We start from the raw sequence: 19,439 nt of genomic DNA on the forward strand, positions 1-19,439 counted from the left end.
CGCCGCGCTCAGTGTCGTGCGCGGGGATCAGCGCAGCTCGGTGATCACCCCGCCGCGCTGGCCTGCCTCGCGCAGTTGCTCGAGCCAGTTGTGGTCGCCGGGGGTGATGTCGGTGATCTCCCAGCGTTGCGTGGTTTCGTAGCGTTCGCGGGCGTCGTGTCCGGCTTCGACGAGGTCGACGAGGGTGCCTTCGGTGCGCAGGCTGTCGCGGGCCGCGCTCAGTATGGTGAGCGTTTCCTCCAGTACGTCCAGCAGGGCCGCGGCATTGGGTTCGCAGATGGCGCGGACCAGGTCGGGGGCGGTGGCGGCGACGCGGGTGCCGTCGCGGAACGAACCAGCGGCGAGTCCGAGCGCCAGGTCGCCACCCGCCGCGCCGGATACAGCCAGCGCCTCGGCGAGCACGTGCGGCAGATGCGAGATCCGGGCCACCGCGCGGTCGTGCTCGTCCGCGACCACCGGGGTGACCACCGCGCCACAGGCCAGCGCCAGCCGCACCACTCGCCGCCACGGTTCGGGGTGGGTGCCCTCATCCACCCCGACGGCCCACACCGCATTCTGGAACAGGCCGGAATGGGTAGCCGCCCAACCGGATTCGGAGGTACCGGCCATCGGATGCCCGCCGACGTAGCGGGCCGCGAGCCCGTGCCGGTGCACCGCCGCGGCCACCGGTGCCTTGACGCTCACCACATCGGTGAGCGGACACTGCGGCGCGAAGCTCGCCACCTCGGCGAGGATGTGGTCCACCGCGGGCATCGGCACCGCCACGACGATCAGCGCATCGGTATCGGCGGCCCGGGTCAGCGTCCCCAGCAGATCGCCCGTGACATCGAAGCCATCGGCGCGCGCGGCCTGCGCACCCCCCTCTGACCTGTTGTAACCCCAAGCGTCGTAGCCCGCGCTGACGGCCGCGCGCAGCAGCGATCCGCCGATCAAGCCTGTCCCGAGGACACACACCGGTGCTTTCTGGTCAGGAGTCATCGGAACAGATTCGCATACGACTTCAACATTTCGGCTCGAGCCGACTACCGTTGCGGCCATGGCAGCACAGCGCTCGGGCACGAACAAGGCTGCGTCGGATGATTTCGACGACGTGGAGGGGTTCGCAGTGGCGGTTGTCCGCGAAGAAGGACAGTGGCGGTGTAGTCCGTTGAGTCCGGCCGCGCTCACCGATTTGGCCGCGGCGGAAACAGAACTCAAGGCATTGCGGAGTTCTGGAGCCGTGTTCGGATTGCTCGATATCGATGACGAGTTCTTCATCGTGCTCCGGCCCGCTCCGAGCGGCACCCGGATGCTGGTCTCGGATGCGACCGCCGCGATCGATTACGACATCGCGGCCGACGTGCTCGAGGCCCTCAATATCGAAATTCCCGATATCGACCCGGACGAACTCGACGATATCGAGCCGTGGGAGGAGGGCGACCTCGGCGTGCTCGCCGATCTCGGCCTGCCCGAACCGGTGCTCAGCGTGATCCTCGCCGAAACCGACCTGTATCCGGATGAGCAGCTCGGCATGATCGCCCAGCGGCTCGGCTTCGCCAATGAGCTCTCGGCGGTGCTGGACAAGCTGCCCCGCTGACGTGGGCCTGTTCGCCGGCGGACTTTCCGACACCGACATGGTCCGCGCCGCGATCGCCGCAGCGGCCGATGCGGGCGCTCGCGACGTACCGGTCGGTGCCGTCGTCTTCGATGCGACCGGACGTGAACTCGCCCGCGCGGCCAATGCCAGGGAGGCCCTGGGCGATCCGACCGCCCACGCGGAGATCCTCGCCCTGCGCCGTGCCGCCGCGGTGGTCGGCGATGGCTGGCGCCTGGAGAACACCACGCTCGCGGTAACCCTGGAGCCGTGCACCATGTGCGCCGGTGCCCTGGTGCTCGCCCGCATCGGCCGCCTGGTCTTCGGTGCCTGGGAACCGAAAACCGGTGCCGTCGGCTCCCTCTGGGACGTGGTCCGCGACCGCCGCCTCAACCACCGCCCAGAAGTGCGCGGCGGCGTACTGGAAGCCGAATGCATCGCGCTACTGGACGAATTCTTCCGGGCCCAGCGCTGAGGCGCGCACCACCCCCCGACCGCCTGCCGAGCACCCCCTCCGCCCGCCCCTACAGCCGATTTAGCGATCCGCTCCCCGTCCGGTATGGTTGTCGGCGGTGGCGTGTCCGAGCGGCCTAAGGAGCACGCCTCGAAAGCGTGTGAGGGGTAACCCCCCTCCGAGGGTTCAAATCCCTCCGCCACCGCCAAAGCCCTCCATCTGTTCACGCAGGTGGGGGGCTTTTTCTATGCCGCTGACTCCTCCGGTTCGGTGTCCGCGGGCACATTTTGGGCACAGCCGTATGCCTTGTCTATCGCGTCGGCCAGCTTGTCCAGGTCGTCATCGAACAAATCCGAGTAGGTGTTCAGCGTCTCCTTGGCATCCTTGTGCCCGAGCAGCCGTGCCAGCGCCAGCACGTTTGCGCCCGCCGATACGGCCAACGACGCGCAGGTGTGACGAAGATCGTGCGGGGTGATCGGTTGCACCTTGGACCTTTTCACGGCACCGGTAAACCAGCCGTCCACGGTCTTCGGTCGCGGGAGGTACTTCGTCGCGTCGTCCGGGCTCGGGAAGACCAACGCGTCGGGCTCGCGGCCCTTGGTGTGTGCGGCCAGCTGGGTGAGGATGAACCGGGGGACGGGCACACTCCGAATCTCCTTGCCCTTCGTCGGGCCCTCCGCATGGTCGACGCCCAGCTGTACCGCGTTGTCCGCCACCGTGATACGTCGACGAACGAAGTCGATATCGCGCACGCGCAATGCGATCATCTCGCCCCAGCGTGGACCGCAGTAGGCAAGGCACAGGACCAGAAGACTATGCCGCCCTGCCTCTTTGGACAGACGCGCCACGTCGTCGGCATTGAGGTAGACATGCCGCTTCGCGGTCTTCTTCGGCAGCATCTGCGAGATCAGTTTGCCGCGGGCGTGGTTCTTCGGAATGAGCCGCTTCGGTTCCACTGCCATGTCCAGGATGCTTGCGAGGACGCCGTACGCGCGGATGATGGTCGTCGCACCGGCATTCAAGTCCGCCTTGCCCTTCTCGGCGGCTCGCTCTTGCGCGGCAAGGCGCATATCGACTACCCAGTCCCGCACCGCCTCGGCGGTCACGTCGCCGATGCGGATGTGTCCCCAGCGTGGTTGAACGTGGTTGCGCCACGCCGCGTCAAGGGTGCGGTAGTTGGACTCGGCGACGCTGGCCTTCTTCTCCTTCAACCAGTCCGGCGCAAGCTCGTCGATGGTGATCCGGCCGAGCGACGGCGCTACGTACTCGCCGTCCTGCTTCCGCACCTCTACGCGGTTGGCGAACGCTTCGGCGTCCGTCTTGCGCTTGAAACCGCGCTTCTTGGTCTGCTTACCGTCGGGCTTGCGGTAGCGGACCATGAGCCGAGCATGTTCCCGCTTCGTGCAGTCGGGCTTGCAGTCGGGCTTGCACAGCTTGTACGCCTCAATCGTCGCCATCGTCCGAGTCCTCGTCGTTCGCATCTATCGGATTGGTTTCGATGTTGGGCTGATCGGCGATGTCCTGGATCGCCGGATTCGAGTTCAGTTGGAGCTGCGCGCTCGCCCGGTCGACACCTCCTGGGGGCTGTTTCGGCACAGGTAGCGCCTTCTCTCCGCGCGCCCACTCCCATACGCCAGCGGCATTTTGCCAACCGGCACAAGTGATTCGAACCATTCGCGTGCCGTCTTCGGTGGGAGGCAGCAAGAGGGCATTCGGGGTGGTGTTCAGCGCCAGGGCCAATGTCATTAGGTCATCGACATCCGCTCGACGGCCGCCGTTTTCGATATCGCTGATGGTGTTGTGAGCCATCTTCCGATCGGTCTTCGCCAGGCGTTCGGCCACGTCGCGCAGGGTGAGCCCTTGCGCTTTTCGGATTCGCTGCACATTGCGACGGACGGTCTCCGCAGTCGGTCCGGTCTCTACTCGTCGTGTTCCCATGTTGCGGATTTTACACACCAAGTTGAGCTTGACGCATCACAAGTGAGGGAGTATGAATTAGCTAGATCCACAAGTTAGGATCAAAAATCTGCAACTTAGGACCAACGGAGATCAAATGAGCGATGGCACACCGAATTCGACGGCTACCCCAAGCGGGGCCACGGCGGATCTGAACGCAACGCCGAAAGAGGCAGCCAAGTTCTTGCGAACTACGCCAGAGGTGCTGGCGCAGATGCGCTACCTGAATCGCGGACCGGAGTACACCCGGAACGGCCGTCGAATTCTCTACTCATGGGCCGCGCTGCGTGCCTACCTCGACGCGAACACGGTGCGGCCCAGCAATAGCCAATCGGGTGCCGCCTGATGCGACGAGCAGCCCCCCCAAACGAAAGCGACCCGGGAGCGGCACCCACCGCTCACCGGGCCATCGAAAACACCACCTCACCACAAGAAAGTGCTTCAACGATGACAATAGCGAACACCCCCGACCGGGGCGACCCGCAGGCCACTGCGCACGACGCCAATGCCCGCAAGGCCGAGTTCGACGACCGTATCGAGCGGTGGCGCGATCGCCTCACCAACGCGACCCTCACCGACGCCCAGGCCGAAGGTTTTGAATGCGTGGCGTGCGGGCGTAACTGGCTGATCAGCCCGGCGGTCTCGTCCGTGCCGATCGGATTCGGACCGAAGGGACAGGTGTTCGTGTGCTGTCCGTGCGACTCGCAGGGCAGTGCCCTCGACGCCGACGCCGAGCGGTTCTCCCGGAAGGTCGCCAAGCGGGTCGCTGCCGACATCCGCGACCGCTGGTTGTCCCGCCACCGCTCGTTGGACACCTTGGCCGCCGAGCTGAACCTGAGCACCCCAGCGTTGAAGAAGCTGATCACGGGCGAGAAGCCGTGGAATACCGCCCAGCTGGGCATCCTCGCCCGCCTGCTGGGCGTGTCGGTGTTCACCTGGCTCGGAGTCGACGAGGAGATCGAACGGGGGGTGTCGAAATGACACGCCCTGTACGTGAACCGCTCGGACGCGATGACGATGCCGACTCGGTGTTCCTCGGCGCGCTCGGCATCGAGTTCCACAAGCCGAAAGGTTCGCTCAAGATCCGCGACGGTGGGCGCTTGGACATCGGTTGCGTCTACCTCGCCGACGACGGCTCGACCCACGGATTCCCGCGCGTCGGCCTGGACGAAGACACCTACGCCCGATTCGTCTCCGCCACAACCGATTGCGCGATCCGTGGACGTCGGTCCACGGTGTGGCGTCGCGTCGACGACACCGGTTACGACGGCTGGCTGGCCACGATCCTGATCAGGATGCCCGGCGAGCGGCAGGCCACGGCCCGCGCGAGCGAGGTGGCCAGATGACCTCACCAGTACAGGCCGCGATCGACCGATGGGCGGCCGGATACATCCCGACCGAATGGGCGCAGAAGCACTTCCGTTCGACCTACCGCATGGAGCTGGAATCGGCGCTGGCACGCCTGATTCTGCTGCTGGAAGGCAACGAAGACGAGCTGCACATCCTGCCGCGCGTCGAGTCCTTCGCCGAGTACGTAGGTCGCCTGGACGCGAAGTTGCGCCAGGACTTGGCAGGGGATCGACACCCGGGCGCCACCGAGACCAGCCATAACCGCAAGACGAAAGGGGGTGTCGCGGCGTGACCGAGACACCGAACAACTTCATGGTCGTCGGCGACGACGGCATCCCGCGCGGTGTCGTCGACCTGGCCGAGTTGCAGTCCGCAGCAACGATTTTGATGTACCAGTACGCCGCAGCGGCGGGAGATGACGACGCAATCGACACCGTGTCTATCGAATGGCTCGCGAAGGTCGACATGGACGCGGCGGGATACATCTCCGCCATGGCGTTGCCGATGATGGCGAAGAACATCATCGCGCCGATGCTCGAAGTGCTCGGCACGATGTCGCCGGAACTCGAGGCGAGCTTGCGTTCGAAGCTCGCGGAGAGCCGCGACTACGCGGAACAGACCCTCGGCGGTGAACGCCGTTGACCAACAACCACACCCAGGGCGCTGCCACACCGGCAGCGCCTTCGGGCGGGCTACCCGAACCGACCGCACATTGCCGCGGGCACGGCCTGCACGTGCCGACGTGCCAGAAGTGCAAGGAGGCATCCCGGCGGCAGATCGACCGACGCCGCGCCGCTGTCCATGCCTGGGACGGCCACGCCAATGCCGCAAGCGAATCCGCCGAAGCCATGACGGCGCGACTCATTGCGCAGATAGCAGCCGGAGACGAGCCCTCCGAAGAACGCGAAGCAGCCCCCGCTGAACCGCGCAGTCTGCTGGCCGGAATGTTCAACGGCGCATGGCTGGATAAACAGGTGTTTCCGCCGCTGGAATGGCTGGTCGAAGGCATCGTGTCAGAGGGGTTCGGTCTGCTCGTCGGCGCACCGAAGGCGGGCAAGTCCTGGATGGCTGGCGGTCTCGCGCTGGCGTGCTCCTCTGGCGGATTCGCACTCGGCAAGATCGCGGTGAAGCAGCGGCCCGTTTTCTACCTCGCGCTCGAGGACGGCCCCCGCCGTCTGCAATCGCGGTTTCGCACCATGTCCGAGGGTGGCCCGCTGCCCGCCGAAGTCCACTTCATGATCACAGCCCGCCCGAACGAGGTGCCCGGCATGATCGCCGAATTCCTCCATCTGTACGGCTACCGCAAGCCGCTGATCATCCTCGACACGCTCGGCAAGGTGAAGCCGCCCAAGCTGGCCGGGCAGGAGTCCTACAGCGCCGACTACGCGATGGGCTCGAAGCTCAAAGAACTCACCGACTCGGCGCCCGGCTCGTGCTTGTTGGCCGTGCATCACTCCCGCAAGGCCGAGAGCGTGGACTTCGTGGATGCGGTGTCCGGAACACAGGGCATCGCCGGATCGGCCGATTTCGTGCTCGTGCTCAGCCGCAAGCGCAAGGAAGACAGGGCCGTGCTGGCCGTGACTGGTCGGGACGTACCCGAGAACGAGTATGCGCTGACCGCTGATGGTGGGCGGTGGGAACTCGACGGCATGGATCTCCTCGACGCAGCGGCAACCGTCGAAAAGCGAAGGGAGGCGGGCAACCTCGGAGACCGGTCCATGGACATCTACACGTACGTGATGGAACACGGTCCGACCACACCCGCCGACGTGGCTAAGGCCCTTTCGATGGACAACAAGCTGGCAGGCAACAAGCTCGCTCAGCTGTACGAGTCGGGCCGTATCGACAAGCCCAAGCGTGGAACCTACGACCGAATCATCACTACCGCTGGTGAAAGTGGTGAAAGTGGTGAAACGGATGAATAACCGCAGGTCAGAGAGCTACAGCATTTCACCACCTTTTCACCACCCAGTGAAACTGGTCCGCCGTTTCACCCCCTGACCGGTTTCACTAGTGGTTTCACCGCCGTTTCATCGGTCCAGCTGCTTGACCTGCACTTTCACCACTTTCACCACTTTCACCACCGAAGGGATGAAAACCAATGACTCAGGATTCCTACCGCAGTCCCTACCTCAACGCTGGCGCCTTCCTCGAGGACCGCCGCGACTTCCTCGAGGTCCACACGATCGAAGCCAAGACGGGCGGCTACGACATCTTCCTCAAGCTCGACGGCGGCTATTCCGTACCCGAGGAAGCGCAGGAGATCGCGCAATCATTCGCGATCGATGTTCAGCATCTCCTCGCGAAAACCGCGGAAGGCCGATCCGCGCGAATCATCTCGGCCGCCGAGATGCGCGAATTCGAGGACTGGCACACGGTCAGCGCCACCCCGATCAACGGATACGTGAACATCTACGTCGACGAAAACAGTGGAATCGAGTACGCGGTGGACTGCCCCGCGATGCTCGTGCAGGAACACCGCGAGACGACAACGACCATCCCCGGGCATACCCCTGTGTTCGCCCCCTGCTTGCCGCCCTTCGAAACGCGCGTCGTCCCCGCGGCCTGGTTCGGCATCGGCGGTGGAGGATTCGGCGCCGCGCATGAGTGCACTAACTACGTCGACACCATGCCTCGGGCAGCGTACGAACACCGCCGAGAGCTGGAGGCATTGTGCCCGAACTCAGCCGAGGGTGTCGGCCCGCTGACCGTCGCCCGGGGCACGCCGATTCCCGAGAAGGGCACCGCGAAATGACGAACTACAGCCGCGGCCGCGCGTTCGAGTGGGAAATCCGCGACCAGCTCCGCGAGGACGGCTACCAGTGCTACCGCTGCGCCGGTAGCCGATCCTCGGTCGATGTGCTCGCCCTCAAACCCGGCCAGATCGTCTACGTCCAGGCCAAGCGGGACGGCCGGATCTCACCCGCCGACCGAGCAATTCTCTACGCCGCCGCTACCGACGTCGGAGCCATCCCCATCGTCGCCGCCCGGCCACCACGCAAGCCCATCGAATACCGCCGGCTCGTCGGCACCGGTCCCCGCGACTTCGAGCCGTGGACGCCAGACCTGATCGCCGACCGCAAGGCGGGCTGATGCACCTCGACGACCGCGAAGCCCGCACCGCGTTCTCCTGGCTCGACTACGCGGTCACCCGCCGCAACCTGGCCCGCGAACCGATCCCGCCCGCGCTCGCCTCGCTCCGTGCCCGCCTCGAGACAGCGATCCGCGGCGCGGCACCGGAGGACACCACCGACATGATCGGCGTACGGGCCGCCTCACGAATTCTGTGCTGCACCGAACGACAAGTCCGGAATCTCGCCCCCGCATTGAGCGGAACGCTCATTTCCGGGCGCTGGGTATTCGACCGCGAAAAGGTGGAGGAATTCGCGCGCACGCCCCGACGTAGGCGATACCGCAAATTTCCGTGCACGGAATGATTTCTGTTCACCGATAAACCGCATCGATACCGTCGAAATCGCCACCCTACCTGGGGCGGCAGGAGTTGGGTTCGGGTGAGTTGCGGGTCAACGGCTCACAGGGAAGTTCTCGGTCGACACCCCCTGTGAGCCGTTTTCCGCATTCGATGCGGGACGGTGAACAAGAATGCACGAGGATCCACGAGACTTTCTGATCGACGGCTGCGTCGCTTTTCTGAGCGAATTGCCCGACGACGAATTCCGATTGATCCTCCTGCGTGCTCGACCGCCCGAACCAGACCCTGACGACGCCCCCTCGGCGAGTGTGCGGAGGGTCGCATGACGGGCACCGCTACACCGATCGAACTAGGAACGGCTTACGTCAGCATCGTTGGGGCCACCGACAAGCTGGCCCGGTCGATCAAGGACGCGATTCGCGGCGGACAGCTCTACGCGGACCGGAACCCGATCAGCGTCAAAGCCAATGTCGATGTCTCCCACATCGGTTCCGTGCAGATTCCCGTCACCGCGGACACCTCCCGGTTCACCCGGCAGATACGGGACGCGATCACCGACGCGCAAACCTACGCCCGCGCCAACCCCATCGACATCCGCGCCAACGTCAACGTCTCCCACATCGGTTCACTGACCGTTCCCGTCGACGCCGACATGGTCGGGTTCGCGCGCCAGGTGTCGAGCGGGCTGCGGAACATGGAGCGCTCCGGCCTGTTCCGGTTCAACGTCCCCGTCGATCTGGATTCAGCGGGCGCACTCGGGCAGATGGCCGCATTGCGTCGCCAGCTCGAGGGAATGGCCTCACCCATCCGGCAAGAGGTCAACGTCGATGTCGACCGCAACGGGCTGTCCGGGCTCAAGGGTGTTGGGTCGATCGGCAACATCGGTGCCGCTGCCGGCGGATTGGCCGCAGTAACCGCCAAACTCGCCGCGATAGGTGGCGCAGCCGGAGCCGCACTCGGCGCGGTCGGAGCCCTCGGTGTTGGTATCACCGCCCTCGGGCCCGCCGCCGCCGCTGCCGCATCCACCGTCGCCGTTGGTGTGCAAGGCATCGGCGACGCATTCAAAGCGCTCGGCGCTGCCGAAGACGCTGCCGGAGCGGACGGCCAAGCACAAGCGAAAGCCATTGCCGCAGCACAGGAACAAGTCGTGTCGGCGCTGGAGAACGTCCAGACCGCGCAGGACAACCTGACCGACGCCCAGAAAGACGCCCGCGACGCCGCCAAGGACATCGCCACCGCCTACAAAGACGCCCAAGAACAGCTCGAGGACTACACGTTCGCGGTGAAAGACGCCGCGCTGTCCGAGGCGGAAGCCAAGCAAGCGCTGCTCGAGGCACGCGCCGAATTCCAGAAAGCCCTACCCGCCGACCGCGAGAAGGCATATCTGCGGTTGCAGCGCGCCGACCTGCGCTATCAGGAGGCGGTCGAGAAGAACAAGGACGTCCAAGCCGAAGCGAACGACGCGTTCGCGAAGGGCGTCGAAGGATCCGACAAGGTCGTCGCGGCGAAAGAGCGTGCCGCAGAGGCGGATAAGAAGGTGCTGGACGCGCAGGCCGCGGTCGCCAAGGCCAACGAGCAGGTAGCCAAGGCGCAGCAAGCCGTCATCGACGCACAGAATTCGTCGTCCTCCTCGGCCGACAAGGCCGCGCAGGCGCTCGCGAAGCTCTCGCCGAACGCACAGGCGTTCGTGCTCGCCGCCCGCGAGGTCAAAAGCTCATGGGATTCGCTGGTCAAAATCCCCACCCAGGACGCGCTATTCGCCGGTGCTGATGTCGGAATCAAGGACCTCGCCGCGAACACACTGCCAACGCTCGGTATCGGCATGACCTCGGTCGCGACGTCGATCAACGGACTCACCAAGGACTTCGCCCAATTCTGGAAGGCCTCAGAGAATCTCGCCGGTATCCAGTCAATCTTCGCCGGTACCGCGTCGTTCATCGACGGGATGGCGCCCGGCCTGAAACAGGCCACCACCGGATTCCTGTCGATCGGTAAAGCGTTCGAGCCGGTCGCGGAGAAGATCGGCGGACAAGTCGCCGGACTCTTCGGAAACATCGGTCAAGCATTCACCGACGCATTCCAAAGCGGCGCTCTCACAAAGCTTTTCGACACCTTCGGCAACATCATCGAAGGACTCGGTACGGGGCTGAATTCCCTAGTCGATGGCCTGATCGATATCGGCAATACCGTCGGCCCGTCGCTCGGCCCACTGTTCGCAACCTTGGGCGAAGCGTTCAAGGAATTGGCGCCATCGCTGGGAGCTATCGGCAAAACCTTCGCCGACACCCTACTCAAGATGATGCCGTCGCTGGTCCAATTCACCGACGCACTACTGCGCGGCCTCGAGCCGGCACTACCGGTCATCGGGAAACTGCTCGAAAGCCTCATGGGTGCACTAACCCCACTGATCGGCCCAATGAGCCAGATCGCGGTAGTGGTCGGGGACGCTCTCGCCAAGGCGCTCGACGCGCTCGCCCCCGCAATCGGCCCCATCGGAACCGCGTTCGCGTCCCTGATCACCGCGGTCGCGCCGATCCTGCCCGTGATCGCCCAGGTGGTTTCGGGTCTGCTCCAGGCGCTCGCCCCCGCGCTCACCACGATCTTCCAAGCACTCGGACCGGTCATCAAGCAGTGGGCCGACCTGATGATGCCGGTCTTCCAGCAGCTGCAGCCCGTCATCGCCGACGTCGCCACCAAGATCGCCGACGCCCTGGTAGGTGCACTCAACCAACTAGCCCCGTACCTGCCCGATATCGCGAAGTCCTTCGGGGATCTGATCACCGCGATCGCGCCACTGCTGCCGCAGTTGGTCGATATCGGGGCGAAACTGCTACCGCCGCTGCTGGATCTGTTCATCGCGATCCTGCCGCAGCTACTCAAGCTCATCGACGCGTTCACGTGGCTGGTCAACAACGTCATTCAGCCGCTCGTGCTGCCTGCGCTGCAGAAGATGGCCGACGACTTCGGTACTCAACTCGACAACGCCGCCACCGCTGTCACCACAGCCCGCGACGTCATCGGCGGTGCCCTCACAGCGATGGGGAACTTCTTCGGCAACCTCGCCGACACCGCGAAAGCCCAGTGGGACAGCGTCGTTGCAGGCATCGCGATCGGAGTCAAGAAGATCGGCGAGCTGCTGCAAAAAGTCGAGATCCCCAAATGGGTGCCCGTCATCGGCGGCCAGGGCACGGTGGCGCTCGGCAACTCGATGGTCGACTGGGCCAACGCGCATATGGCTGTCGGTGGCCTGCTACGCGGCAAGGGAACCGGCACAAGCGATTCCAACCTGATCGCAGTGTCCAACGGCGAGTACATCGTCAACGCCGGAGCCACCGCGAAGACCCTGCCGTTGCTCGAGGCCATCAACGCCGGATGGGTACCGACCGCGGACTTCCTGCACGGCATGATCCCCGGATTCGCCGCAGGCGGGCAAGTGCCCGGCAAAGCCTTCGCGCAGAGCATGGACCCGGCCAAATACCTGATGGGCGGATTCTCCACCGCGGCGATCGACTGCTCCGGCATGGTCTCCGCAACCATCAACTCCGCACTCGGCCTCGACCCCTTCGGCGCCGGACGCATGTCCACCGTCAACGAAGGCAGCTGGCTCAAATCAAAGGGCGCCCTGCCCGGCCTCGGCGGCCCCGGCGACATCAGCGTCGGATGGTACGACAACGGCGGTGGCGCGGCCGGACACACCGCACTCACCCTCGGCGACGGCACCAACGTCGAGAGCAACAGCAGCGACGGTGTCGTCATCGGCGGCCCAGTAGGCGCCAGCAGCGGCATGTTCGACCAACACATGCACATCCCCGCGGCCCTGCTGCGCGGCGGAGACCTCGGCGGACCCGCCAGCGGCGGCGGCCTCACCGGCGGCACCGGCGGGTTGGGCGGCACCGGCGGCGGCGGAACAACCTCGCTCGGCGGTGGCAGCGGAGCAGCCGGTGCAGGCGGTGCTACAGCAGGCGCGGCCAACGCGACGCCGGTGTTCGTCGTCAACTGGCCCAACGGTGCGACGTCGACCTTCTCGAGCACACCGACGTCGACGGATACGACCGGTGCGGCAACGCTGGCAACGACAACGCCGACCACCGAATCGGTCGGCACCACAGGGCGCTGGTGGGAAGCCGCCACGCCCGAGGCGCAGGCGCAGCAGTTCGGCAGCGACCTCGCCAGCCTCGACATCCCCAACCGGGCCGGCCAAGCATTGGCGAACTTCGGCACCGCCAACCTCGACCAATTCATCGGCGACCTCGGATTCCGCAAATCCGGCGGGGCGGTTCAAGCACTCGTGAGCGCCATCTATGACGCCATGGCCAAGGCCACCGCCGACGCCGTCGCAGCTGCGCAGCGAAGCCAACAGGGGTCCATGGTCCGCCACGCGGGAAGGCCCCTCTTCTGATGACAACCACCCACCGACCCGGCCCCGGCCGATAACCACGGAGGAAACAACCATGTCCATGACCTCGCTCGAAGACCGCGCATTCATGCACGAAATCCGGGAACTCGTCCGCACCCAAACCACCAAGTACAACCAGGACAGCCGCTACACCACCGACGGCCGCCGCAACCTCATCGCAGCCACCTACCTCGCAGCCCGCAAAGCCAGCGACCAAGCGTTCGAGAAGTACGCCGCACCCCACCGCGCCCGACACCAGGAGATCGAACGCAAACTGTTCGGACCCGGCGCCAAAGACCACGCCGCGATCATGAGCTGGCGGGATGCCTGCGACCGCGTCGACAACCTCGACGGGCAAGAGAAAGCGCAGCGCATGTTCGAACGCGCCTGCGTCAGCGGCGACACCATGCTCGCCAAGGCCATCCTGCAGCGCGCCGTCCGCAGCGCATGGAACGACCTCGTCGACAGCGCTGGCACGCACATGCCCGAGCAAGCCGAACTCGTGCAGGAATGGCTCACCACACCCAGCGACACCGCACTCACCAAGATCAAGGCCATGGTCTACGGCGTCCCACGCCCACGAGAACTCGGCAACGCCAACGACGAACAGATCACGAAGTGGGCCGACGAAGCACCCGCCGAACTCGCACCCGAACGCCACGTCGACCAAGGCAACCTCGGCGTCGCCACATTCAGCCTCAGCGGACCCGACAACGGCATCGGCTCCGTCGCCTGACCCTGGGGGGGTACCCCCATCGGGCCGCGCCCGCCTCCAGGGGCATAGGCAAGTCCTCCCCCCGGAAAAGCAAACATACGACCCTTCTGGATATCCGCAGGTCAGCGGATCGCCCGTTCCGGGCCCGGTTGGTCCCCTGGGGGCTCCCTGCGGGTTGTCCCTGGTCAGCGCGCTAGAACGTAACGCACCCTTGTCGAGCGAAAGGAGTCCCCCGATGACGCCCATACCGGCCACTCCGCGCGGGCTCAGGGCCAGTGGTAAGCGGCTTTGGACGTGGTATTCGACGCAATTCGAGCTGTCCGAGAGCGAATTGACGGTGCTTCGTGAGATCTGTCGGACCGCTGATGCACTCGACCAGTTGCAGGCCGCGGTGGATCGGGACGGAGTGTTGGCGGAGTCGTCGCAGGGGATTCGGTGCCATCCTGCGTTGACGGAGTTGCGGCAGCAGCGGATCACGTTCGCGCGGTTGTTGGCGGCTTTGAAGGTCGACGAGGAGTCCGCCGCCGACGATCTTCCGTCTGCTCGGCCGCCGCGTGGTGTGTACGGGGTGGTGTCGTGAGGCGCCGGCCGCCGACCAATGATGTGGTTCCGTCCGAGCTTCGTGATCCTTCGGTGTGGTCGTCGAACTGGGATTGGATGGCGGCTCGCGAGGAGTGGATCGGGGCGGGGAACGTGTGGCCGGGTGGTGAGGTTGCGGAGTTCGATGAGGTTTTGCGGGTCATCATGGCGACACCGGATGATCCGTGGGATGGCACTGGGTATTGAGTAGCCTTCGGGGATTTGTCACGTGACGGCATGTTCGTAATCGTCGTGCCCGGTGACCGGCTCAGGTGCGGCATTTGCCGCACCAGGCATCGCCCTTCGCGGGTGGAAAAATGTGGTGAGTAGATGACCGCCTATGCCCCTGGAGGCGGCGCGGCGTCGAAGGGGTCACCCCCCACCCCGGGGCTACCAGGATCGGGTGGTCACGAAGGTCAGCGGCTCATGGTTCGGAGTGCTCGGGTTTGCGGTGATCGCCGAAACCGGGGGTACTCACCGCCGAGTACCCCCCGAGATCTTGCGGGACCGCGCAAATTCACAGGGGGGTGCGGGATTCGCCGTACCCCCTGCGATCATTTTGTCGGCGCCGACAAAATCGCTGGTCACCCAGCTTGCCGACGCCAGCAACCTGCCGCGTCACTCCTCAGGTGTCGAGCCCGAGCACCGACGCCAATCGCTCGGCGTCCGAGCGAACGGTCTGCCCGCCGTGCTCGACGAGATCAGGTACCGCGGACCGGGCGAAGAGAGAGAACCCGAACGTGTCTGGCGACTCCTTCTCGGCCTTGGACAGCAGCGTCACCGCGGCTAGTGGCTCGTCGCGCATGTGGTGTGCGCGGGCAGTCTCGGCGGCGTGGAAGCTGCGGCGGGTCGCTGACGGCATCTTGGCGAGGTCCACCTTCGCGGCATGGCGGATCGCGAACCCAGCGTGCATCAGGTCGGCCTGAATGGTGATCATGTATGCGTCCACCATGACGCGACCGAACATCAGCCAAGGATGGATGTAGTTGTCTCCCAGCGCTTTTGCCGCTCGGTCGGCTTCGTCCCAATGGCGAAGTGCGTCGCCTTCGCGGCCGACCTTCGCGTACGACAAGGCCATCGCCAACCGCAGCAGGCCCCACAGCGCGAGGTCGTCACCCTCTTTGTCCGGTTGGACCATGTCGCACATCTGGCGCGCGAGTTCGACTCTGGCTTCGGCCTCTTCGCCTGCGTCGCGGTAGACGTGGTTCACGTACCAGGCGGCGGCGGCCATCGCGTGCGGGTTGTCGGCATCCTGGGCGGCCGTCATCGCTCGGTCGCCGGAGAGCAGCACCAGCGATGCGGGCGGCTGGAACGACAGGTACAGCTGAGCGAGGTGGTAGACCTGGGCGAGCGTTGCTTGTGCTTTGCGGCGGTCGTTGCCGTCGAGCTGGCGTACGGCAACTCGGGTGTCTCGCAACAGGTCTGGCAGGATCGTCGCGATTGCTGAGCGTTGGAACGCAGCCCCGTGCCACAGTACCCATGCTTGGCGGGTGCGGGCTTCGATCGCTCCGGCGGTCAGCTCAGTGTCGTCGGTGCTCGCGGTGGTGGGGAACGACGCCAACGCTTCGGTGATCTTCGGCAGCGCTTGGTGTGCTTTCTTGCCGTAGATCGAACGCACCAGGGGTTGCTCGCCGGTCAGTTGCGTGAGGTCTCTGATGTCGAGGATTTCGGCGAGTCTGATCAGCATCGGCAGGCGCGGCTGCTGTAGGCGCCCGATTTCCAGTGCCTTGACCCAGGATGCGGAGCGGCCTGCCAGTTCGCCCAGTATCGGGCGGGTCATGCCTGCTTGCTGGCGGAGTCGTTGGAGTCGTTGGCCGAATTCGTTGTCTCGGTTCATGACGGGAATCCAATGGATTGCAGCGAGTGAATGGGGGGACATTCTGTCCCCCTTGACCATTGTGACACGGGCCACCGTGAGAGGGCACCCAGTGCCGAGCGACGCTGTATCCCGATACCGCGACCCTCGGCACCGGGTGCTTCCACCAATGGACACCACACCGAGGGGTATCGCCCATGCCCGCACCAGTGATTATCACCGTCGTAGCCGTCTCGATCCTCTACATGGGTTGGATCGTTTTGGCCGTCAACTGGCCGACGATCCTCGGCCCGAGTGAACGGCGCACCCCAGAGGTCGATGCCGAGCAGGTCGACCAGTGATCGATGACCGAGACGCCGTCGTCACCGAGCTGTACCCCTGCGACCCGGACGTCTCGCGCTACGCGTTCCGTCAGCGGGGACGCTACGAGCGCGCCCACCAGTATCCGATGACCGACCACCTCAACCCGCACTACGCGGTGTACTCCGACGCCAACGCCGACCGCGCCTATTCCTGGCACCAGAAGAACGGCTGCGAAGTCGGTGTGTGCGCGACGATGACCGCGGCGGTCATCCGGTTGCGGAATGTGTGGTGGAGGCAGTGACGATACCCGCCGACACCGACACCAACTTCATGGTCGACACCGAGCTGCCGGAGCGCACCGCGTTCGTCGGTCCGCCGCGCCCGATCGGTCTGCCGGTCGAACTCGTCGAGCGCGTTGCCGCCGCAGTCCGCGAGTGGGGTGAGCGGTGAGGCTGCCCGCCAGTCAGATGCCCCGTGCCGCTGCGTACCGGCCGGACTCCCGCGACGCTGGACTCCGCCGATACTTCGGACTCACTCAGTTCGCCCTCATGGCCGGAGTCCCCCCGCCGCAGCTGTCGCACTGGCGGCACGGCAACTCTGTGTGGGTACCCGGGCCCGATATCGAGATCGGCGACCACGGCGGTTGGTCGCTGGCGTGCATCGGTGCATGGACGCCGGAGGGTGGTTCGTTCTTGCGGCCGCCGACTGTGCGGTTCGCCGACACCGCGATGATCCGCGACCGGTATCACGGGATGCCTACGAGCACGCTCTGGGCGTGCATCGGCGACGGCTCCATTCCCCGGCCTGTCGTGTGGGTCGACAACCGGCCCGGTTGGCTGTTGTGACGCGTGCCTGTCGCATCGACGAACACCCCCCGGTCACGCACGACCGGGGGGTGTTTTGTGTTGCGAGGTCCCGGAAGGACCTCGCACGGATCGGCGGGCCGCTTCGATTCGCGGGCACATTTTGGGCACAACTTGGGCTAAAACCGGGTGATCTGGAGTGAATTACAGTGATGTGTTTTTGCAGGTAGATCGCATTTTGAGCCCCTGGCCAGCGGGGCGGAAAGGGTTCAAATCCCTCCGCCACCGCCAAAGCCTCTCACCTGAATCTTCAGGTGAGAGGCTTTCTCTTTGGTCACAGCGGGTTCATCAGCGACCGTGCCCACATGCGCCCGGCGCCCCCGTGATCCAGGTCATTGCGTCCGCGCAGACTCCCTACGGTGCCAGCAGTGGTCGAATTCGTTCAGAGGAGCTCGGGATCTCGGCGCGCAGGATGACAGCTCGGCGGTTCGGGTCGATGCCGATGTGTGGGGGAGCGCTTGGTCCTGGTCGTCGCGGAGCATGGATATCGAATTGCGGTGGTCGAGTTCCATGCGTCTCTCCAACTCAGCGGATCCTCATGTCGTACAAACGAATCCGGTGTGGTGGGAGTTCCTGGGTAAGTAGGCCGTTCGCGGGTATACGCCAATTAAGCGAGCACGGCGAGGATGCGGTGCGACGATGGTGTCGCGGATGAGCCGTGCGGGATTGATGCGCGAGAGTTACATGAGAGAGCCCTATTTCCGATTCGGCAGTCTGCTGGTCCTGATCTGGCTGGTGATCGGTGTGGTCGCCGCGGGCCAGCGGCACTACTTCGACAGCGGTCCGGTCAATTGCGCCGGCTTCGGCACGATCGCGGTGACCACGCTGGCCGGTCCGCTCAATTACATGGGGGTGAATCCGAAGGTCGCGGATTGCAATGTGCCGCAACCCAGTCCGTAGCGGCCGCGGCTGAGCGCCGAGGATCTGGCCGACCCCGCGCGCTCGGGGCGTGCTCTGCCGGGCGGCGACATGCCGTGCGGTAGGGCGCGCCCGTGCGTGCGCCCGGTATGTACCGAATGCCTGAGTGTGGGCCGTACGCGATGCGATAATTCGCCGCATCACCAGCCGCGCGAGCGTGATCCGCGGGAGAACATATGAGCGAGCCCTCGATGAAACTTGGCACCGTGCTGATCGTGATCTGGTTGGTCATCGGCGTTATCGCCGCCGGACAGCGGCATTACTTCGATAGCGGTCCGATCAATTGCGCCGGATTCGGCACGATCGCCCTCACTGTCCTGGCGGGTCCGCTCAACTATATGGGGGTGAATCCCAAAATCGCCGACTGCAACGTGCCGCAGCCCAGCCCATAAACCCTCTAGCCAAGCCCCGAGCACCAGGCTAGAGTTAACGCTCCGCATCCGGGTACTCCGCCGCTAAGCGAGTGCGAAAGGAGGCGATTACGATGCGCGAGCGTGTAAACCAACGGAGGCCTGCGCACCACACCGGTACGCGCCTCATAGGACTTCTGCTCATGGCCTGGCTGGTGACCGGCATGTTCGCCGCCGGACAGCGTCACAACTTCGACAATCCTCCGATCGACTGCGCTGGCTTCGGCACCATCGCGGTGACGGCAGTGGCCGGTCCGCTGAACTATATGGGAGTTAACCCAAAGATAACTGAATGTAATCTGCCTGCGCCGAGCCAGTGATGAAATAGATACGCCCCCAACGGAATTCCCGCCTCGGTCCGAATTCCGTTGACGGCGTGGTGAATTCGCCGAAAGCGAAGCGATCAAGATCATTAGGACGATGCGCGCGTCCTTCAGCACGCCGACGGCCAATGCGAACCCATCGACTTCGCGGTCACATCGGATTCGAGCGGGAATCACCGAAGGCCGAGATCATGATGATCGCGGCGGCGGTGACCACCCTGGCCCCGTGGCGATATCCGAGAACCATCGCCTCCTTCCGCGGTTTCCCGTGCGCGGATCGAGACGCGGGGTCCCGAAACGCAGTCGGCCCCGCACCCGATCCGGGTGCGGGGCCGAGGCGTGGGCTCCGA

The 19,439-nt window shown here is 65.1% G+C and carries 25 protein-coding genes and 1 tRNA gene; 22 read left to right on the top strand and 4 right to left on the bottom strand.

What is annotated here, in order from left to right:
- Positions 1 to 27: 27 nt before the first annotated feature.
- Positions 28 to 978, bottom strand: a complete 951-nt coding sequence (locus tag ACQP2D_RS01385; protein WP_433681923.1) for a prephenate dehydrogenase — start codon at positions 976 to 978, stop codon at positions 28 to 30.
- 58 nt (positions 979 to 1,036) lie between these two features.
- Here ACQP2D_RS01385 and ACQP2D_RS01390 point away from each other — a divergent pair, with 58 nt between their 5' ends.
- The 3 genes from ACQP2D_RS01390 (at position 1,037) to ACQP2D_RS01400 (ending at position 2,235) form a co-directional block, all read left to right on the top strand.
- Entirely contained in the window at positions 1,037 to 1,576 is a 540-nt protein-coding gene (locus tag ACQP2D_RS01390; protein WP_433681924.1) for a tRNA adenosine deaminase-associated protein, read from the top strand.
- Between the two features lie 37 nt (positions 1,577 to 1,613).
- Entirely contained in the window at positions 1,614 to 2,048 is a 435-nt protein-coding gene (locus ACQP2D_RS01395) for a nucleoside deaminase (RefSeq protein ID WP_433685971.1), read from the top strand.
- A gap of 96 nt (positions 2,049 to 2,144) precedes the next feature.
- Positions 2,145 to 2,235, top strand: a tRNA-Ser gene (locus tag ACQP2D_RS01400).
- Positions 2,236 to 2,272: 37 nt separating this feature from the next.
- On the opposite strand, the gene ACQP2D_RS01405 is transcribed toward ACQP2D_RS01400, so the two are convergent.
- Positions 2,273 to 3,484 (bottom strand): tyrosine-type recombinase/integrase, encoded by a 1,212-nt coding sequence (locus ACQP2D_RS01405; protein WP_433681925.1) that lies wholly within the window; start codon positions 3,482 to 3,484, stop codon positions 2,273 to 2,275.
- Positions 3,471 to 3,965: a helix-turn-helix domain-containing protein gene (locus ACQP2D_RS01410; protein WP_433681926.1), complete on the bottom strand. Its 495-nt coding sequence runs from the start codon at positions 3,963 to 3,965 to the stop codon at positions 3,471 to 3,473. The genes ACQP2D_RS01405 and ACQP2D_RS01410 overlap by 14 nt, the downstream gene beginning before the upstream one ends.
- A gap of 115 nt (positions 3,966 to 4,080) precedes the next feature.
- Between ACQP2D_RS01410 and ACQP2D_RS01415 the strand changes: the two genes are divergently transcribed.
- The 12 genes from ACQP2D_RS01415 (at position 4,081) to ACQP2D_RS01470 (ending at position 14,457) form a co-directional block, all read left to right on the top strand.
- On the top strand, positions 4,081 to 4,329 hold the full coding sequence (locus ACQP2D_RS01415) for a helix-turn-helix domain-containing protein (RefSeq protein WP_433681927.1): 249 nt from the start codon (positions 4,081 to 4,083) through the stop codon (positions 4,327 to 4,329).
- Positions 4,330 to 4,430: 101 nt separating this feature from the next.
- A complete protein-coding gene (locus ACQP2D_RS01420; RefSeq protein WP_433681928.1) occupies positions 4,431 to 4,964 on the top strand; it encodes a helix-turn-helix domain-containing protein in 534 nt (177 codons plus the stop codon).
- The gene (locus ACQP2D_RS01425; protein ID WP_433681929.1) at positions 4,961 to 5,329 is read left to right on the top strand and encodes a hypothetical protein; all 369 of its coding nucleotides are present in this window, start codon (positions 4,961 to 4,963) and stop codon (positions 5,327 to 5,329) included. Before ACQP2D_RS01420 ends, ACQP2D_RS01425 begins: the two co-directional genes overlap by 4 nt.
- On the top strand, positions 5,326 to 5,625 hold the full coding sequence (locus ACQP2D_RS01430) for a hypothetical protein (protein WP_433681930.1): 300 nt from the start codon (positions 5,326 to 5,328) through the stop codon (positions 5,623 to 5,625). Before ACQP2D_RS01425 ends, ACQP2D_RS01430 begins: the two co-directional genes overlap by 4 nt.
- A 20-nt stretch (positions 5,626 to 5,645) precedes the next feature.
- Positions 5,646 to 5,975, top strand: a complete 330-nt coding sequence (locus ACQP2D_RS01435) for a hypothetical protein (RefSeq protein WP_433681931.1) — start codon at positions 5,646 to 5,648, stop codon at positions 5,973 to 5,975.
- Positions 5,972 to 7,258: an AAA family ATPase gene (locus ACQP2D_RS01440; protein WP_433681932.1), complete on the top strand. Its 1,287-nt coding sequence runs from the start codon at positions 5,972 to 5,974 to the stop codon at positions 7,256 to 7,258. The genes ACQP2D_RS01435 and ACQP2D_RS01440 overlap by 4 nt, the downstream gene beginning before the upstream one ends.
- Before the next feature lie 176 nt (positions 7,259 to 7,434).
- Positions 7,435 to 8,088, top strand: coding sequence for a hypothetical protein (locus ACQP2D_RS01445; RefSeq protein ID WP_433681933.1), 654 nt, complete (start codon positions 7,435 to 7,437; stop codon positions 8,086 to 8,088).
- Complete coding sequence (locus ACQP2D_RS01450; protein WP_433681934.1) at positions 8,085 to 8,426, top strand: hypothetical protein; 342 nt, start codon at positions 8,085 to 8,087, stop codon at positions 8,424 to 8,426. The genes ACQP2D_RS01445 and ACQP2D_RS01450 overlap by 4 nt, the downstream gene beginning before the upstream one ends.
- Entirely contained in the window at positions 8,426 to 8,770 is a 345-nt protein-coding gene (locus tag ACQP2D_RS01455) for a hypothetical protein (protein WP_433681935.1), read from the top strand. The genes ACQP2D_RS01450 and ACQP2D_RS01455 overlap by 1 nt, the downstream gene beginning before the upstream one ends.
- A 318-nt stretch (positions 8,771 to 9,088) precedes the next feature.
- A complete protein-coding gene (locus ACQP2D_RS01460) occupies positions 9,089 to 13,165 on the top strand; it encodes a phage tail protein (protein ID WP_433681936.1) in 4,077 nt (1,358 codons plus the stop codon).
- A gap of 52 nt (positions 13,166 to 13,217) precedes the next feature.
- Positions 13,218 to 13,898: a hypothetical protein gene (locus tag ACQP2D_RS01465; protein WP_433681937.1), complete on the top strand. Its 681-nt coding sequence runs from the start codon at positions 13,218 to 13,220 to the stop codon at positions 13,896 to 13,898.
- A gap of 214 nt (positions 13,899 to 14,112) precedes the next feature.
- Entirely contained in the window at positions 14,113 to 14,457 is a 345-nt protein-coding gene (locus tag ACQP2D_RS01470) for a terminase (protein ID WP_433681938.1), read from the top strand.
- Positions 14,458 to 15,081: 624 nt separating this feature from the next.
- Here the strand turns inward: ACQP2D_RS01470 and ACQP2D_RS01475 are convergent.
- On the bottom strand, positions 15,082 to 16,293 hold the full coding sequence (locus tag ACQP2D_RS01475; RefSeq protein ID WP_433681939.1) for a helix-turn-helix domain-containing protein: 1,212 nt from the start codon (positions 16,291 to 16,293) through the stop codon (positions 15,082 to 15,084).
- Positions 16,294 to 16,469: 176 nt separating this feature from the next.
- Between ACQP2D_RS01475 and ACQP2D_RS01480 the strand changes: the two genes are divergently transcribed.
- The 7 genes from ACQP2D_RS01480 to ACQP2D_RS01510 all read left to right on the top strand — a co-directional run bounded on the left by ACQP2D_RS01480 (position 16,470) and on the right by ACQP2D_RS01510 (position 19,086).
- Positions 16,470 to 16,613 carry a hypothetical protein gene (locus ACQP2D_RS01480; protein ID WP_433681940.1) on the top strand — a complete coding sequence of 48 codons (144 nt, stop codon included), beginning with the start codon at positions 16,470 to 16,472 and terminating at the stop codon, positions 16,611 to 16,613.
- Entirely contained in the window at positions 16,610 to 16,876 is a 267-nt protein-coding gene (locus tag ACQP2D_RS01485) for a hypothetical protein (protein WP_433681941.1), read from the top strand. The genes ACQP2D_RS01480 and ACQP2D_RS01485 overlap by 4 nt, the downstream gene beginning before the upstream one ends.
- The gene (locus ACQP2D_RS01490) at positions 16,873 to 17,025 is read left to right on the top strand and encodes a hypothetical protein (protein ID WP_433681942.1); all 153 of its coding nucleotides are present in this window, start codon (positions 16,873 to 16,875) and stop codon (positions 17,023 to 17,025) included. Before ACQP2D_RS01485 ends, ACQP2D_RS01490 begins: the two co-directional genes overlap by 4 nt.
- A 98-nt stretch (positions 17,026 to 17,123) precedes the next feature.
- Positions 17,124 to 17,420 (top strand): hypothetical protein, encoded by a 297-nt coding sequence (locus tag ACQP2D_RS01495; RefSeq protein ID WP_433681943.1) that lies wholly within the window; start codon positions 17,124 to 17,126, stop codon positions 17,418 to 17,420.
- A gap of 702 nt (positions 17,421 to 18,122) precedes the next feature.
- Complete coding sequence (locus ACQP2D_RS01500; RefSeq protein WP_433681944.1) at positions 18,123 to 18,338, top strand: hypothetical protein; 216 nt, start codon at positions 18,123 to 18,125, stop codon at positions 18,336 to 18,338.
- Positions 18,339 to 18,532: 194 nt separating this feature from the next.
- Positions 18,533 to 18,748, top strand: a complete 216-nt coding sequence (locus ACQP2D_RS01505; RefSeq protein WP_433681945.1) for a hypothetical protein — start codon at positions 18,533 to 18,535, stop codon at positions 18,746 to 18,748.
- Positions 18,749 to 18,840: 92 nt separating this feature from the next.
- On the top strand, positions 18,841 to 19,086 hold the full coding sequence (locus ACQP2D_RS01510) for a hypothetical protein (RefSeq protein WP_433681946.1): 246 nt from the start codon (positions 18,841 to 18,843) through the stop codon (positions 19,084 to 19,086).
- Positions 19,087 to 19,439 lie beyond the last annotated feature (353 nt).

Origin of the sequence: Nocardia sp. CA-119907, assembly GCF_050955995.1 — a bacterium.
Classification (GTDB): domain Bacteria; phylum Actinomycetota; class Actinomycetes; order Mycobacteriales; family Mycobacteriaceae; genus Nocardia.